We start from the raw sequence: 14,897 nt of genomic DNA on the forward strand, positions 1-14,897 counted from the left end.
CGCCTACACTGTATTGCTTGCAATCAGTGCAGGAGTATGTCACCAGAAGCGACTACGAACCCGGAGGGTGAAAACCTTGATATTTACACCCTAACCCACTTAGAAGCTTCTGGCGATCGCATCACTAAAGCATTAAACGCACAGTTGGTTTCTAGGTAACAGGTGAAAGTTAACTCCTGTACAGACGCGATTAATCGCGTCTCTTCTAAAGATACTGTTGCAATAGACCAATAAAAACTTCTGGTATTTCCAAATGAGGTAAAATTCCGGCATCTGCGATCGCATAAAAATCTTGAATTGCGCTGGGATTTAAATTTGCCAATCGTCGTCCTAGTTTGATGTTGGTAAATTGTGCCTTTTCTCCCCAAAAAATGACCGTGGGAATTGTCAGTTGTTGAATATATAAACTCAGATCAAAGTAAAGATCGCCCCGCAAAAATGCTAAAGCGGCAAATTTGGCATTAGGCTGTTGTGCAGAGGTTAAATAAGCCTCCACCATCTCTTGGGATAGTCGTTGTGACTTCGCAAACAGAAAACTTTGTAAAAAATTTCGGACTGCAATTTCATTTTCAGCACCAAGCATATAAATAAAATTGTCCAACAGAGGCGTATTGATCGCCGAAAGCGGAAGTCTGCGTCCAGCACCCTCTCCAAAATCATCAAATCCAGAGGGGGACACCAAAAATAGTGCTTTGAATAAATTGGGTTGAACAATAGCTAGGCGGATAGCAAAAGCGGCTGTTAGAGACGAGGCTACCACCGTCACCGGCTGGCGACAAGTTTGGATGATAAACTCTGCGATCGTGCTGAGATAATCCCTAATTTTATAATCCCGGACTGGATGAGCCGATTCTCCCCAGCCGATGAGATCGGGGGCTAAAATTTGGTAATTAGAGGCAAAAGCCGGGTAAACTTTAGACCATTCGTATGCAGACGCCCCACCACCAAAGTTATGCAGAAACAATAATGGGCGTATATCTTCAGTATCAGCGATCGCTCCGCCAACGCCTTGGGCGTTCGCCCAAGGTGCATTCGTTTGGGTATAGTAAACCATTGCCCCCAACGATGTATGGATGATTTTATGTCCAAAGCCAGGAGGTTGAAACTGAAGCATAAAATTAAAGAGTTTAGTTTAATGGCACTTTACCCGAAGGCAAAATTACGAAGTATAAAGTAAAGCTTACCGATAAATCTGGGAGTAAGTAAACTTTTTGTCTCCTAAGCTGTTCCATATTTAATTTACATACAGTCAAACTAATTCATAATTCATCCTTCCTTTTTATCGGCATCTCCTGTGATCTGAACAAGTTGATTAAGGTTATCACCACTGATGTGATAGGCTCCCCCAAAACCAACTACAAAACGACCTTCACTCGGAGTTAGCTGGAAAATCCGAAAGTCAGACAAGCCGCGCAAAACCTCGATAATTTCACCAAACCGCTCTTGAAATTGCTCAACAATTTGATTCCACTCATCAGTTTCACGCTCGATCAAAGTTGCCGTACAATCAAAACTCAGACGACGACGGGCAAAAATTAGATTACTCTTAGCTTCATCCTCGATAAACAAGACACTAACATGAGGATTGGCATAAATATTTTTCGTATGAGTCGAAAGACCACTGACGTAAATGTAGATATTCTTGGAATCATCCATTACAAAGGGAGCATAACTAGCATTGGGTATTGCTTGTGCGCTCACGGTGCTAATGATTACACTCTCAAATTCTTCAGGAAACTTTTCGTACTCAGCTTGAATGTTCTCAAGTTGACTCATAAGTAAATTACCGTTTGATTACCAACACCTAATTAAGTATCCTAACGTGATTCAGCATTATCCAAGTTATGAGTACCGGAGGATTTCCAGAAACAGACATTGGGCTAGACTGGAGAAAGTTATGAGGACGCAAATATGACTGACAAAAATCGTTCTCAATGGGACTTAGGCAGGTTTATCGAAACCCTGACTTATTTTGAGGTAATTCCTTTTCTTAACTGTCTACAGCAGTTAATCCAAGGTCGTCCTAAGGATAATCAAGATAGACCCAATGGAGGAAGAAACGTGGGTGTAATATTAGTAGCAGGTGCAACAGGTGGTGTAGGTAAACGAGTGGTCAGGCGATCGCTCGAACAGGGTTATAAAGTTCGCGCCCTAGTTCGAGACATTGACAAAGCGCGGTCAATTATTGGTAATGATATAGACTTAGTGGTTGCGGATATCACTCAACCAGAAACTTTAACTCCTTTAGTTATGGCTGATATCCAAGCTGTAGTTTGTTGCACAGCAGTGCGCGTGCAACCAGTTGAGGGAGACACAGCAGATAGAGCCAAATATTATCAAGGTGTTAAATTATACCAGCCAAAAATTGTTGGCGATACTCCAGAAAATGTCGAATATCAAGGTGTTAAAAACTTAGTCCAAGCCGCCGCAAAATATTTACCCCAAGCCAAGGAAAAACCGATATTTGATTTCACAAAGCCATCAGCAGAATTAAAGGATAACTGGGGAGCGCTGGATGATGTCGTCATGGGTGGCGTGAGTGCCAGTAATATCCAATTAGGGGAAAATACAGCTTTATTTGCTGGTAATGTCTCCACCGCTAACTCTGGCGGATTTGCTTCTATCAGAACCAAGAATTTTGATCCACCCTTCAACTTATCTGGTTATGAAGGTGTGAAATTGCGCGTCAAAGGTGACGGCCAGCGTTATAAAATCTTCCTACGGACAGATACAAAATGGGATGGCGTTGGCTACAGCTATTCTTTCGATACCGTAGCTAATACTTGGATAGATGTTCACATTCCCTTTGCAGATTTGGTTCCCGTCTTTCGGGCAAAACTTGTCAAAGATGCGCCGCCAATTGAACAGAATAGAGTTTGTTCATTCCAACTGATGTTGAGTAAATTTGAATATGATGGGGCTTTGAATCCCAAATTTTCCCCTGGTGGTTTTGCTTTGGAGTTGGAATCAATTAAAGCTTACGGCGGGACAAATTTACCACAATTTATCCTCGTCAGTTCAGCAGGTGTGACTCGTCCCGGACGCCCCGGCATTAATTTAGATGAAGAACCGCCAGCAGTGAAATTAAATGACCAATTGGGAGGAATTTTAACTTGGAAGTTGAAGGGAGAAGATAGTTTGAGAGAAAGCGGAATTCCTTATACGATTATTAGACCTTGTGCTTTAACTGAGGAAGCAGGGGGTAAGGAATTAATATTCGAGCAAGGCGATAATATTAAGGGCAAAATCAGCCGTGAGGATGTGGCAGAACTTTGCGTGCAAGCCCTAAAATTAGCGATCGCTTCTAATGTCACCTTTGAGGTAAAACAGGGAGATAATACTCTTAACTCTATCGATTGGCAGAAGCTATTTTCTCACTTAGAACAGGATAAATAAGTGAAGTGTCTACAGACTTATACTCTGTAGCCATACCAACACATACTGTCTAAATAGACTGCTATGAAAAAAATCCAAGTGCTAATACTTGCTGGGATTTTAGCAACAATTATCTGGGGTGGGTTATTTGCAAACACTGCTTCATCGCAGCAAGTGGAGTCCCGCATCAACAACCTGGAAGCGGACTTTAATCGTGTCGAGTCGCGGTTAAACCAGATAGAGTCTCAACTGGGTAAAGGCCGCCAGTCTCCATCCCCAAGAAGAACACTTACCCCACGACAGTTAACTGGTTCGAGAGGTAATTTATCACAGCAAGATCCGATGTTTGATCGGCTGGCAACTTTGGTGATTGAATTGAAGCAACAAGTTAACAAATTAGAGGAGCGGGTTTCTAAATTAGAAACTCGCTGAATATTTAAATTACCTGTCTATTTTTCAGCATCTTAATCTACCATCTACTTTTTTGCGGTAGCAAAACAACTCTGGTCAACCCTTAGATACCAGACGTTGCAAAATTAAATGATTACGTTCAGTTAATCTTGCTTCCCAGTTAGGTTCCACTACAATTGTGCTAATTTTTTCGACAACGATCGCAGGCCCATTAATACTATCTTCTGGTTGTAAATCTTCTCGCCGATAAACAGGAGTATTATGCCATCTATTATTACTAAACATTCTTACAATCTCAATAGATGTAGGAGGTTTATCTAAAGGGCGAGTACGAATAATTAAAGGTTCTTCCGGAGTCTCCATCTTCTGAATAACTTCTACTGAGGCGGATTCAACAATTAAGCTTTTCTCTAATTGAATGAAACCATAACGGGATTTATGTTCAGCCTCAAAGTCTTGCCGCATCACTGCTACTTCATCAGTTAAATCAACGGTCAATGTAGAGTTAGTTCCCTGATATTTTAAGTTAACTTTTTGGACTATTTCTACTTGACTAAGCACTTGATCTATTTCACTTCTAGCTTGAGTTTCTAAATATTCCATTAACTGGTGTAATTTAGGAATTAATGCTTGAGTCAGAGGCCGTTCTACTCCCCCTTCTCTAATTGCCCGGACATCAGCTAATCCCATTCCATAAGCAGAAAGAACACCAGCATAAGGATGTAGAAATATCTTTTTCATTCCCAAGGTGTCAGCAATTAAACAAGCAACTTGCCCACCTGCGCCACCAAAACAACAAAGCACATATTGGCTGACATCATAACCCCGTTGCAGGCTAATTTTTTTAATTGCGTTCGCCATATTTTCCACTGCGATCGCCATAAATCCAGCCGCTACTTGTTCGGGAGTAGAATCATTTAATGTAGCAGTTTGAATGTCTGCGGCTAATTGTGTAAATTGCTGAATGACAGTATCTTTATTTAAAGGTAAATTGCCATCCATTCCAAAAATTGAGGGAAAATATTGGGGGTGGATTTTGCCTAACATCACATTGGCATCAGTAACCGTTAATGGCCCCCCGCGTCGGTAACAAGCAGGGCCAGGATTTGAACCAGCAGATTTAGGGCCGACACGATAACTAGAACCATCAAAAAAGAGAATTGAACCGCCTCCAGCAGCAATGGTATTAATTGCTAATACAGGAACTCGCATCCGCGCCCCAGCAATTTCCGAATCTAGTTGTCGTTCATACTCTCCTTTAAAGTGGGCGACATCTGTACTTGTCCCTCCCATATCAAAGGTAATAACTAACTCAAAACCTGCCCTTTTACTAGTTTGAACTGCGCCGACAATACCGCCAGCCGGGCCACTCAAAATACTATCTTTGCCTTGAAATTGTTGGGCTGCAACTAAACCCCCGTCAGATTTCATGAACATTAATTTGACTCCAGGTAACTGACTCGCTACTTGATTGACATAGCGACGTAGAATCGGAGTTAAATAAGCATCGACTACTGTTGTATCCCCTCGACTAACTAATTTCATTAACGGACTAACTTGATGAGATACAGATATCTGCGTAAAGCCGATTTCTTGGGCAATTTTGGCTATTTGTTGTTCGTGGTAAGGATAGCGATCGCTGTGCATAAAAACAATAGCACAACTCTGAATTCCTGTGTTGTAAACTGCTTGCAAGTCGTTTTTAACTTGTTCAATATTTATCGGGATTAATTCATTTCCATGAGCATCATAACGTTCATCAATCTCAATTACTTGTTCATAAAGCATAGTTGGTAAAACGATATGACGGGCAAAGATGTTAGGACGGTTTTGGTAGCCAATTCGCAGCGCATCTTTAAAGCCTTTGGTAATCAGAAGAACGACGCGATCGCCTTTGCGTTCTAACAGCGCATTTGTTGCTACTGTTGTCCCCATTTTTACCACTTCTATCGCTTCAGTAGGAATCGGTTCGTTCCTGGAAATACCCATGATATCCCGTATACCTTGGATGGCTGCATCTTGATATTGTTCGGGATTTTCTGAAAGTAGTTTGTAGACTATAATCCATTGCTGATTAGGCAGAGTCACAATTAAAAAACGTTCAGGATATCTTGATAGTTTGTTTATAATGTCCTGATTATCAGTAACAGCAACAATATCTGTGAATGTACCACCCCTATCAGCAAAAACTTTCAACATTACTCTGTGTCCTGTATTGCGATCGTAGCCTATCGTGTAAGGGTGAAGCTCAACGGCGGCAGATCCCCTTTACATCACTATCGAGATTTCAGTTCCATCTGTTGCAGCAGAAAGTTAGGTATCTGCCATTCACTAACATCATTTCAAATTAAACAGAAACGGTTTGACAGATAAAATCATCCGAGCTAACTCAGTTTGATTGTGTTTGAGAAGATCGTGTCCCCATAAGTTATTCGTGTTATCGGAGCAATCTTTTGCAAGAGCTTCTCCGATCTTTTCAAAATTCCTCTTAATATCTTTTCTTAACCTCTCTGGTTCAGATAACACTCCAAGAACAAATACTCTATTTTCTAATTCATCTGGAATCTTATCCTTTACATAACTCAATCTATCTTCATTCCCATCAAAATCAATCAGCAAAGCAATCATTCTGTGTGGATATTGTCGCATTGTAGAGGCATAAGAATTCGTGAATTTCTCCACAACGTCTTTCCAACCACGAGCCGCTGGTAGGACTTGAATAGCGTGGCTATTGAGACTTATATCAAGAATAAATCCGTTCGCAATCTGGCGATTAGCATCATCTTCGGGCAACACAAGAATGTGCGGTTTATCCTTATTGCTGCTCATATTTCTATATCGCCACGAATCAAGGCATCTACAAGATCACCTTGAACAGACATATCACTGAGCAATCTGACTAAAGTTGGCTCTAAGTGGCTTTTTCGATCAAGTACAAAGGTATTTTCATTTGAAAACTTTCGGATTCCTTCCTCATTATGCGAAGTCATGAAAATTTGACCACTATTCTTAAATGAGCGTCGCAGTGATGTGACAAAATCTCCAGCTTCTGACAAGGAGAGATAGTTGTCAGGCTCATCCCAGAAGCAAAAAAGTGGTCCATAGAACTTGTTGGCAGCTAAGACGACAGCACAAAGAAAAAAGCATTTCTCACCGTCAGATAAGCTTTCAAAGTCAACACTCAGAGTCGCATTATTTGCTTCAAACCGAACGATCATGCTTTTAGAGTCTTTGCCGATTGGTTCATTCAAAAAATCCTGAATGTCAGGCATAACTTCTCCGAGATATTTATCAACCTCTGTGTAGGCGGCAGGATAGCGACTGAGTAACCCAGAAATCCACTCCCCAAAGTTTGAACCGTCTGGCTTTGGCTCCAAAGTTTCGCCGTTGGAGTCTCCAGTCATCAAGCTTGGGATCGGGGCTAAAATGATCATGCGAGCAAGCCAAGTCTTGAAAATACGAAGCGGATCTGTTTCTGATTGCTCCTGAATGACTGGAAGGGCAACAAGATGCCAATCTACCAGAAACTGAGCTTCACGATTTTGTGAGCTAGTGTGAAGAGTGACTTGAGCTTCTTTTCGAGAGTAAATTGGTTCTCCTGAAACTAACAGTTGCTCTTCAAAAACTCGCAGTTCTTTAAATTTTTCTGGCAAGTCAAACGCCAGGACATATTTATATAATTTCTCCTTAAGTAATACTTCTATTTCAATGCGGATCGGTACATCATATCTTCTCCGAGTAAAATCTTTCGGGCCAATAAGCTTAAGAGAGTCAAGTTCGCGCATTCTATTGATGCCTCGACTAATATTTTGAAGTACCTTTAATCCAGAGGCAATAGTTGATTTACCTGCACCATTTTTTCCAATAAAGAGAGCAGATGGCATCCCCTTTATGTTCAGTTCAAAGTTTTCTAGACATCTGAAGTTGTTTATATACAGTCTTTGGAGCATAGGAAAACGATTCCGAGGAGTGGAAAGTGAAAGAACCTTTTGATCTCCCTAAGTAGTGAATAAGCATTGCCAGGAACGTCTTGTGAATTTGGGTGCTTTGCTGATCGAGAGAGGGATTAGCTACATATTAGATTACATTTACTTTCATAACAAACGCTATCCTCAAGAAATGGGAGTTGTATCGCTCCCTTTTGCTTTCATCGGCGTGATGGGAAGTCGCGCCAAGATTGCTACCATCTTCGAGCAATTGCGACAAGCAGGCAAAAGTGAAAGCTGGCTATCTCGCCTCTATGCACCTGTAGGACTTCCCATCGTTAGCCAAACACCAGAAGTCCGAGCGCCGCAATTGTTTATGGTAATGAGTTGCGTAGTGATGATGGCATTGGGCAACGAATAGCTAAAGCGTTGCATCTATCAAATGTGAAATCTATTGCTGTCCACCAACTCACCCCAGGGTTGGTTAAAAATTTAACTACGTTAGATGATGTTGACAATTTACGTATTCTGCTGGTTTAGCGGAATTACAATTACAAATTCTGTACCTTGTCCAGGAGCAGAAATACATTGTAATTTTCCCTGATGTTTTTGAGTGATAATCTGATAACTAATAGATAAACCTAACCCCGTACCTTTCCCAACTGGTTTAGTAGTAAAGAATGGTTCAAACAACTGTTGTTGTACCTTTTCTGGAATGCCTAAACCATTATCAGCAATGCGAATAACTACTTGCTTTTCGCTGGTGAGTTGAGTATGAATCTGAATTTGTCCCCGTTTGCATAGCGTCTCCCCTACGAGAACTTCTGATGGTCGGAAGCTTCCGCTCAGACTTCTATCTTTGTCTTGTAAAAATGACGGATGACTAATGACTAATGACTCTTCAATTGCATCGATCGCATTTGCTATAAGATTCATAAATACCTGATTCAGTTGTCCAGCATAACATTCTACTAATGGTAGATCGCCGTACTTTTTGATGACCTCAATTGCTAGATAGTCAGATTTAGGCTTGAGGCGATGTTCCAGAATCATCAACGTACTATTGATACCCTCATGGATATTCACAGCTTTCATCTCTGCTTCATCTAAGCGAGAAAAGTTTCGTAGAGATAAGACTATTTCTATGATTCTTTCAGCACCAACTGTCATAGAAGTTAGCAAGTTTGGCAAGTCTGCTATCAGAAAATTTAAGTCGATGGCTTCTGTTTTTTCTTGAATTTTAGTTACTGGATTAGGATAGTTTTGCTGATATAATTGCAACAAACTAAGTAAATCTTGGATATATTGATTGGCAAAAGTGATATTGCCATAGATAAAATTAACCGGGTTGTTGATTTCGTGCGCTACACCTGCTACCAACTGCCCTAAGCCGGACATTTTTTCACTCTGCACTAGTTGAGATGCTAGATGCTTTGCCTCTTGGCGCAATTCTGCTTCAGAGTGTCGCAATATCTCTTCTGCTTGTTTGCGCTGGGTAATGTCGTGGAGAATGACGACATACTCCTGAAAATCCTGATGGGGTCGGTCTGAAATGGAAACTTCCAGGATTTTGTTTTTGCCGTTGCTAAGTAGGTTTTGTTCGCTGCGTTTTGTCCACTGGTCTGGATAGTAGACTAATGCAGTCAGCCATTTGTTGAGGTGATTTCCCAGTAACTCAGAAGGGTTGACACCAAAGAAAGATTCAGTGGCTGGATTAGCCTGCTGGATAATGCCTCGATCATCCACGACTAAAATACTATCCTGGGCGACAGTAAACAGGTGTTCGGCGGCTTCTCGTGCTTCTGCGATCGCCACTACTTGGGGTAAACTTGTCCAACAGGCGATCGCTACTCCCACAAATGCCACACTCATCAGTAGCACCACAAATAGATTTTCACCCGCCGCAGTTGCAACTTTGTTAAGTTTGACACCAAATAACCAGCCAATTCCCACTGCGCTGCACAGTAAAAAAATCAAGATGAACACCTGAAGAATTACTGAGTCTTTGATAATTACCACAGGGCGCGTGCGATATCGCCGCATCCACCAACTGCGATGGAATGGCGGGAAGGCCACGCGACGAATCACTGCATCTATTCCCATCACACCAATGGGAAATAATAGCCCAATTAGCAAGTTGAGCCAACCCCAAGCAAGTCCGCCCACCACCAGCACCACAACTTCTAACAGCAGAATGCCTAGAGATATGCGACCAAACAAAACTTCCGGGCGATCGCGCCGCAGCCAAAGCCCTAAATGGAATAACATAAAGGAGACAAACCACCCGATGTTACCAATAGCCACAATTCGCTCTACATCTCCCCAAATCAGATAGACCGAGCACAACACCAGTGTCAAGGTCAATGCTGGGACAAATACACCCCGGCGTGATACAACGGAAAATACTGGTGAAATGTGGTTATCTAAAGCCAGCTGATACAAAATTCGCGGGCAATTAGAAACGACCGTTGCCGAACCTAGTAGACAAGCAGCTACTAGCAAAAAGGAAACACTTACAGCAGCTGATTTTCCCCAAAAGGGCTGGGAAGCCGCCACAAGATTCAGAAAAGCATTGTCTTTGAGGTTTGAATCTGTTGCTAACCGCATCACTACCCAAGACCCCCCCAAAAAGATGGGTGGCATCATCCAAGCCGCAACATCTAGAAAACGCAGCGTCTGAGTGGGGTTGCGGCTATCGGCGACAAAGGAAGAAGCCGTTTCACAGCTGTAAGTTGCATAGGTGACGAAAAAGAACCACTTTGCCCAATCCACGAAGCCCAAAGATGACCAATTGCTAGGAAAAAACCCCGGACTAACATCAGAGAACGCTAACCAGCCAAGACCTTGCACACAGAAGGTGATTAGCAGTCCAAAGGCTGGAATTACAAAAAACAAATGTAAAATACTCAGGGCGCGAGTCCCACTAAACGCCACAATAAACGGCAATATTGTAAAGCCAATATCTAGGAATATTTCTGGACATGTAATACCCAACGCCTCCAAATTCACCTTAATTAAATCTCTGAGTACTATCGTATTAACTGCCAGGTAGGAAACCCAGTTGAGGAGGTATCCAATAGCGGCATAGCGAGCTAGTCCGGGGTAGTTTTGCAGCAGCTTGGTAGCATAGTTAGGTGTTCCTCCCGCCACATTTATAAAATGCATACCCAAGCGTTTTACCTGATAGTTAAGCAGCATTCCCAAAATTACCGCAGGTATCCAGACAAAAATAGCTTGGGAACCGAGAGCAGCATGAATTGCTGGAACCAATGCTGTCCAGGAAATATGAGCTGTCAAACCAAAGCCCCAACTTTCAACAGCACTCAGGCTTCTAGTCAAGCGAGGGTATGAAGATTCGCCGAAAGTGGCATCAGCAGTATGGGACATGATTGGCAGTGCTGGGTGGGATATTGTAATTAAGCTGTATTAGCTATAGTTCCCATCTCCTTAATGTTCTGAACAAAGACTTGATTGCATTAAAGGTTAGTAGAGATTGCCTGTACGGGACAGGTGGGGATACACTGTTCGCAGACGATACAGCGCGATCGCGTGAATGTCAACTTGTGTGTCTCTGGGTGAAGGGTGAGAGCTTCAGTAGGACAAACCCCAGTACACAAGCCACAGTGGACACACACATCCTCGTCGATTGCAATTTCGCCTAATGTATAAGAAACGTTAACATGGCGCGATCGCATCCACTCGATTGCTGCATCTAATTGATCGATATCTCCCGCTAGTTCTACTACCAGTTTGCCAATTTGATTTGGGGCAACTTGGGCGCGGATAATATTGGCGGCGACGTTGAACTCTTTGGCCAGTACGTAAGTTACTGGCATTTGCACGGCGCGTTTCGGGAAGGTGAGTGTTACTCGTTTTTTCACAGGTTTAGTAGAGGATTTTTTCTGTTGTAGCGTAATCTAAAATACATTTAATATCATGTGCGCTTGATTACTTATTAAACCCGAAGAACCCCAAAGAGCCAAAGCTATGCTTTGTCTCCCCTCCTCGCCGCCGGGGAGGGGATTAAGGGGTGGGGTGCAATGACTATGGGAATCACAACGAATTACCCGGACATGATATTAAACCCTTTAATTTACGATAAATCTTAGATTAACGCAAACCTAAAATTTCGGAAATCGCCGTTACAATATCCAGATAGAAGTTGCCTTTCACCGCCCGAAACAATTCAAATTTAGAGTCAGGGGCACCAAAAAACGGTCTGAGAAACCATCCTAACTGCATACCTACAAAAGCATAAAGCAATAGCCAGGATCTTAAAATAGTAGTGCGGGTTTTTTTGCCAACTTCATCTTGTTGAGAAAGTAGTTGCATTCCTTCATACAAAAATTTAACGCCAAAGATGCCTGTAATGCCAAAAATTAACACATTCAACAATTTAAAAAATTGATAAGAATCGGGTGTAGTGATCAGAAAAAATAGCGTAACTGGCGCCAAGCTAAATAAAAGGACACTAATCACTGATACAGATGTGAGCAACACAACAAAATGCTGTTGAATACTGCTCCGCGAACCAAACAAAACATTAAAAAAGAACAAAGTTGGAAAACAGATAATCAGTGTTAATAAATAAAATAGCGGAAGTTTAATAGCACCAGATAATGCTTGTGCCCAACTGTGAGATGCCCCAATAATTGCGCCATAGATGGCAAAGAAAATGGAACTAGTTACGAATAGAGAACTGATTTTATTTTGTAATCTTATTCCATGACGAATTTCTTCTAAGAAAGCTTGGCGATCGCGGAGTAAATTAACTAAAACACCAAACTGTTGAATTCCGTGATTTTGTTTTTTCAGCATAAATTTATATATGGGATATTTTGTTAAATTACTAATGACTAATTAACGGATTCCCAAAAGATAGCTAATAGATTTAATGACGCTTAAATAGAAATTGCCTTCTCTTTCGCGGAACAGTTCGAAGGCAGAACCAGGTGTACCAAAAAACGGTCTGAGAGTCCATCCTAACTGACTACCGACGAAAGCATAAAGAAATAGCCAAAATTGTAAAATCTTTTGGCGTGTCTTACTACCTTCATTATCTTGTTCTAAAACTAAACTCGTGGCGTGATATAAAGACGAGACACCAATAAATCCAGTCAATGCAAAGATAAAGACATTTAACAGAATTAAGAATTGGTAATTATTGGTGGTAATTAAGAAAAACAGTGTGATTGGTGCAAAGCTAAATAAAAGTACACTCGTGACTGAAACCGCAGTCAATACTAATGCTAAATGCTGTGCAAAAGTCCGCTTTGAACCAAAAATAATGTTAGCAAAAAACAACGTCGGGATACAAATCAGCAGTGTGATTAAATAAAGGGCTGGGAGTTTAATGGCGGAAGATATAGCTTGCATCCAACTATGGTATGCACCAATGATTCCGCCATAAGCCGCGAGAAATAAGGAACTGCAAACCAGCAGAGAAATGATTTTAGTTGGTAATCTTGTACCTTGGCGAACTTCCTCTAGAAAACTTGGGCGATCGCGCAGGAATCCAATCAATACTGCAAAGTATTTTATTCCTAAAGATTTCCGTTCAATCATGTTATCCTCATCCAGATATTATTCAAGTTTCATCTGAGTAATCACCGCCAGAACCATACTTCCAGGCATCAATCAAACGATGCCAATAATATTGTTGTTCATTTGGTTGATTCTTAATCCATATTTCTAACATTGGACTCAACCAAAACAAGGCAGTATATACACCTAAATTCCCGTAATGCACCAGCCAATCTAACAAACTTCCTAAACCTACTTGCGGAATTATCTTGGCAACTAATCCCGGATGAAATAAACCAGTTTTTAACAGTGTTTGCGTTAGTGCCGAAAACTGTACTATATCCTGTAAAAATGGTTTTAGCACTGGTGTACCCAACTGTTGCATTTCCTGAAATACCGCCGAGAGTAGTTGGTTAATTTGATCGGGCGCGATTTTCTGATTTACACCAACACTCATCGCCCTTTGAAACAACCAGGTAACAGTCAAACTTGGCTGATAGGGTTGCAGCAATGCGATCGCTTTTGCAGATAATTGTTCCGTTTCCAGCGCTTCGTAAATACCAAATGTTAAACGCTTCAGGTGACGCACCATTGCCCCAAAACCACCAAAACTCAAGGGAGATTGACTTCCACTGCTATCTCCCACTGTTAGAATGCGATTCCAAGGGGTTTTTAGTGGACTTTGGCGATAGGTGGGAAAGAAACCAAATAGCGCCCGTTGAAATTTCAGCTTGCTCAATTCCACTCCCTGATATTCTGGTAACAGACGCAGATATTCCTCAAACAGAGCTTCTAAATTCAAACGTTGCGGATCTGCATCCATGTAGGTAAATAAGTAAGTGGTTCTGCCATCCCTGGCTGGGAAGGCTTCCCAGAAATACTGACATTGATTCTGCAAAGATGTGAATGATAATAATAAATCCCCTGAGTTATTTTCTGGAAAACCTTGGGCGCAACTTCCTACAACTAAGCACAAAGCGTCTGGTTTTTTGCCTTGGCGTGCTTGTTGAGTGATGGGTGAAAGATGTCCCATCGCGTCGATTAATAACCGAGTTTTGAATTGGTTATTTACCATCACCCCATCTGGATGAACTACCGCTTCGGTAAAGGGTGTATTTTCTAATAACTTTCCACCAACGGCGAGAAATCGGGTTTTTAAAGTAGCCAGTAGATAAACTGGATCTACGCCGATATTCAAGACATCCTCTACCCAAACTTCCGTACCGCCATCAAAACTAACTCGTGCTGGGTTATATTGAGTAGCGATCGCACTTGCTAATTCCTCCTCTGTGAGCAAATTCAATTCCACAAACACATCTAATTCTTTGCGAGAAATATTCCATTCTTGTTCCCTCCCCCGCAAAATTCCCCGTTCCATCAACGCCACCCGCAGTCCCTTCACCGCCAAAGCGCAACCAATTAAAATGCCCAAGGTGCCACCGCAGATAATTACATCGAAGTCTACGACACCTAAAGGCTGTTGACTTTCTTTAACTAACGTTGGGATAGGTGCGGAGTTTTCGCGCAGAGATGTTAAGATGCGATCGCCTTGGCGCAACCCTGCAAAAACATCGCCTGGTAATTGGGAAAGAATTTCTTCAGTTAAAGACATTTTGGAAAAACTCAAGTCTACATTCCAAAACTACCTGATAATGAAGCAAG

Annotated in this window: 14 protein-coding genes and 1 pseudogene; 5 read left to right on the plus strand and 10 right to left on the minus strand. The window is 41.8% G+C overall.

The window, feature by feature from the left end; genetic code table 11:
* Positions 1 to 36: 36 nt before the first annotated feature.
* On the plus strand, positions 37 to 159 hold the full coding sequence (locus tag V7K31_RS16910; protein WP_335095510.1) for a hypothetical protein: 123 nt from the start codon (positions 37 to 39) through the stop codon (positions 157 to 159).
* A gap of 46 nt (positions 160 to 205) precedes the next feature.
* Here the strand turns inward: V7K31_RS16910 and V7K31_RS16915 are convergent, their stop codons facing one another.
* Entirely contained in the window at positions 206 to 1,114 is a 909-nt protein-coding gene (locus V7K31_RS16915) for an alpha/beta fold hydrolase (RefSeq protein ID WP_335095511.1), read from the minus strand.
* A gap of 152 nt (positions 1,115 to 1,266) precedes the next feature.
* On the minus strand, positions 1,267 to 1,776 hold the full coding sequence (locus V7K31_RS16920; protein ID WP_335095512.1) for a HugZ family pyridoxamine 5'-phosphate oxidase: 510 nt from the start codon (positions 1,774 to 1,776) through the stop codon (positions 1,267 to 1,269).
* 135 nt (positions 1,777 to 1,911) lie between these two features.
* Between V7K31_RS16920 and V7K31_RS16925 the strand changes: the two genes are divergently transcribed.
* Positions 1,912 to 3,396 (plus strand): CIA30 family protein, encoded by a 1,485-nt coding sequence (locus V7K31_RS16925; RefSeq protein WP_335095513.1) that lies wholly within the window; start codon positions 1,912 to 1,914, stop codon positions 3,394 to 3,396.
* 63 nt (positions 3,397 to 3,459) lie between these two features.
* Entirely contained in the window at positions 3,460 to 3,807 is a 348-nt protein-coding gene (locus tag V7K31_RS16930) for a hypothetical protein (RefSeq protein WP_335095514.1), read from the plus strand.
* A gap of 75 nt (positions 3,808 to 3,882) precedes the next feature.
* Here V7K31_RS16930 and V7K31_RS16935 read toward each other — a convergent pair whose 3' ends face one another.
* The 3 genes from V7K31_RS16935 to V7K31_RS16945 form a co-directional block, all read right to left on the minus strand.
* A complete protein-coding gene (locus V7K31_RS16935; RefSeq protein ID WP_335095515.1) occupies positions 3,883 to 5,985 on the minus strand; it encodes a hydantoinase/oxoprolinase family protein in 2,103 nt (700 codons plus the stop codon).
* A 138-nt stretch (positions 5,986 to 6,123) separates the two neighbouring features.
* Entirely contained in the window at positions 6,124 to 6,615 is a 492-nt protein-coding gene (locus V7K31_RS16940; RefSeq protein ID WP_335095517.1) for a hypothetical protein, read from the minus strand.
* Positions 6,612 to 7,736: an AAA family ATPase gene (locus tag V7K31_RS16945; RefSeq protein WP_335095518.1), complete on the minus strand. Its 1,125-nt coding sequence runs from the start codon at positions 7,734 to 7,736 to the stop codon at positions 6,612 to 6,614. Before V7K31_RS16945 ends, V7K31_RS16940 begins: the two co-directional genes overlap by 4 nt.
* An 82-nt stretch (positions 7,737 to 7,818) precedes the next feature.
* On the opposite strand from V7K31_RS16945, the gene V7K31_RS16950 reads away from it, so the two are divergent.
* Together V7K31_RS16950 and V7K31_RS16955 are read left to right on the plus strand one after the other, a co-directional pair.
* Positions 7,819 to 8,133: an XdhC family protein gene (locus V7K31_RS16950; protein WP_335095519.1), complete on the plus strand. Its 315-nt coding sequence runs from the start codon at positions 7,819 to 7,821 to the stop codon at positions 8,131 to 8,133.
* A pseudogene (locus V7K31_RS16955) lies at positions 8,082 to 8,219 on the plus strand (hydrogenase maturation protease); the annotation flags it as partial. The gene V7K31_RS16950 and the pseudogene V7K31_RS16955, both read left to right, overlap by 52 nt.
* Before the next feature lie 12 nt (positions 8,220 to 8,231).
* Here V7K31_RS16955 and V7K31_RS16960 read toward each other — a convergent pair.
* From V7K31_RS16960 to V7K31_RS16980, 5 genes are all read right to left on the minus strand, one after another.
* On the minus strand, positions 8,232 to 11,099 hold the full coding sequence (locus V7K31_RS16960) for an ATP-binding protein (protein WP_335095521.1): 2,868 nt from the start codon (positions 11,097 to 11,099) through the stop codon (positions 8,232 to 8,234).
* 89 nt (positions 11,100 to 11,188) lie between these two features.
* Positions 11,189 to 11,593: an NIL domain-containing protein gene (locus V7K31_RS16965; protein WP_334832194.1), complete on the minus strand. Its 405-nt coding sequence runs from the start codon at positions 11,591 to 11,593 to the stop codon at positions 11,189 to 11,191.
* 229 nt (positions 11,594 to 11,822) lie between these two features.
* Complete coding sequence (locus tag V7K31_RS16970) at positions 11,823 to 12,530, minus strand: actin-binding WH2 domain-containing protein (protein WP_335095522.1); 708 nt, start codon at positions 12,528 to 12,530, stop codon at positions 11,823 to 11,825.
* A 42-nt stretch (positions 12,531 to 12,572) separates the two neighbouring features.
* A complete protein-coding gene (locus tag V7K31_RS16975) occupies positions 12,573 to 13,277 on the minus strand; it encodes an actin-binding WH2 domain-containing protein (RefSeq protein WP_334947301.1) in 705 nt (234 codons plus the stop codon).
* Between the two features lie 22 nt (positions 13,278 to 13,299).
* Complete coding sequence (locus V7K31_RS16980) at positions 13,300 to 14,847, minus strand: FAD-binding oxidoreductase (protein WP_335095524.1); 1,548 nt, start codon at positions 14,845 to 14,847, stop codon at positions 13,300 to 13,302.
* Positions 14,848 to 14,897: the final 50 nt, after the last annotated feature.

Source organism: Nostoc sp., assembly GCF_036917675.1.
GTDB lineage: Bacteria > Cyanobacteriota > Cyanobacteriia > Cyanobacteriales > Nostocaceae > Nostoc.

What these genes read in the sequence shown, in the direction of transcription:
- V7K31_RS16925 (WP_335095513.1), top strand. Translation starts at nt 1,912, where the DNA reads ATGACTGACAAAAATCGTTCTCAATGGGACTTAGGCAGGTTTATCGAA.
- V7K31_RS16915 (WP_335095511.1), bottom strand. Translation starts at nt 1,114, where the DNA reads ATGCTTCAGTTTCAACCTCCTGGCTTTGGACATAAAATCATCCATACA.
- V7K31_RS16945 (WP_335095518.1), bottom strand. Translation starts at nt 7,736, where the DNA reads ATGCTCCAAAGACTGTATATAAACAACTTCAGATGTCTAGAAAACTTT.
- V7K31_RS16970 (WP_335095522.1), bottom strand. Translation starts at nt 12,530, where the DNA reads ATGCTGAAAAAACAAAATCACGGAATTCAACAGTTTGGTGTTTTAGTT.
- V7K31_RS16975 (WP_334947301.1), bottom strand. Translation starts at nt 13,277, where the DNA reads ATGATTGAACGGAAATCTTTAGGAATAAAATACTTTGCAGTATTGATT.
- V7K31_RS16910 (WP_335095510.1), top strand. Translation starts at nt 37, where the DNA reads ATGTCACCAGAAGCGACTACGAACCCGGAGGGTGAAAACCTTGATATT.
- V7K31_RS16960 (WP_335095521.1), bottom strand. Translation starts at nt 11,099, where the DNA reads ATGTCCCATACTGCTGATGCCACTTTCGGCGAATCTTCATACCCTCGC.
- V7K31_RS16980 (WP_335095524.1), bottom strand. Translation starts at nt 14,847, where the DNA reads ATGTCTTTAACTGAAGAAATTCTTTCCCAATTACCAGGCGATGTTTTT.
- V7K31_RS16920 (WP_335095512.1), bottom strand. Translation starts at nt 1,776, where the DNA reads ATGAGTCAACTTGAGAACATTCAAGCTGAGTACGAAAAGTTTCCTGAA.
- V7K31_RS16930 (WP_335095514.1), top strand. Translation starts at nt 3,460, where the DNA reads ATGAAAAAAATCCAAGTGCTAATACTTGCTGGGATTTTAGCAACAATT.
- V7K31_RS16940 (WP_335095517.1), bottom strand. Translation starts at nt 6,615, where the DNA reads ATGAGCAGCAATAAGGATAAACCGCACATTCTTGTGTTGCCCGAAGAT.
- V7K31_RS16935 (WP_335095515.1), bottom strand. Translation starts at nt 5,985, where the DNA reads ATGTTGAAAGTTTTTGCTGATAGGGGTGGTACATTCACAGATATTGTT.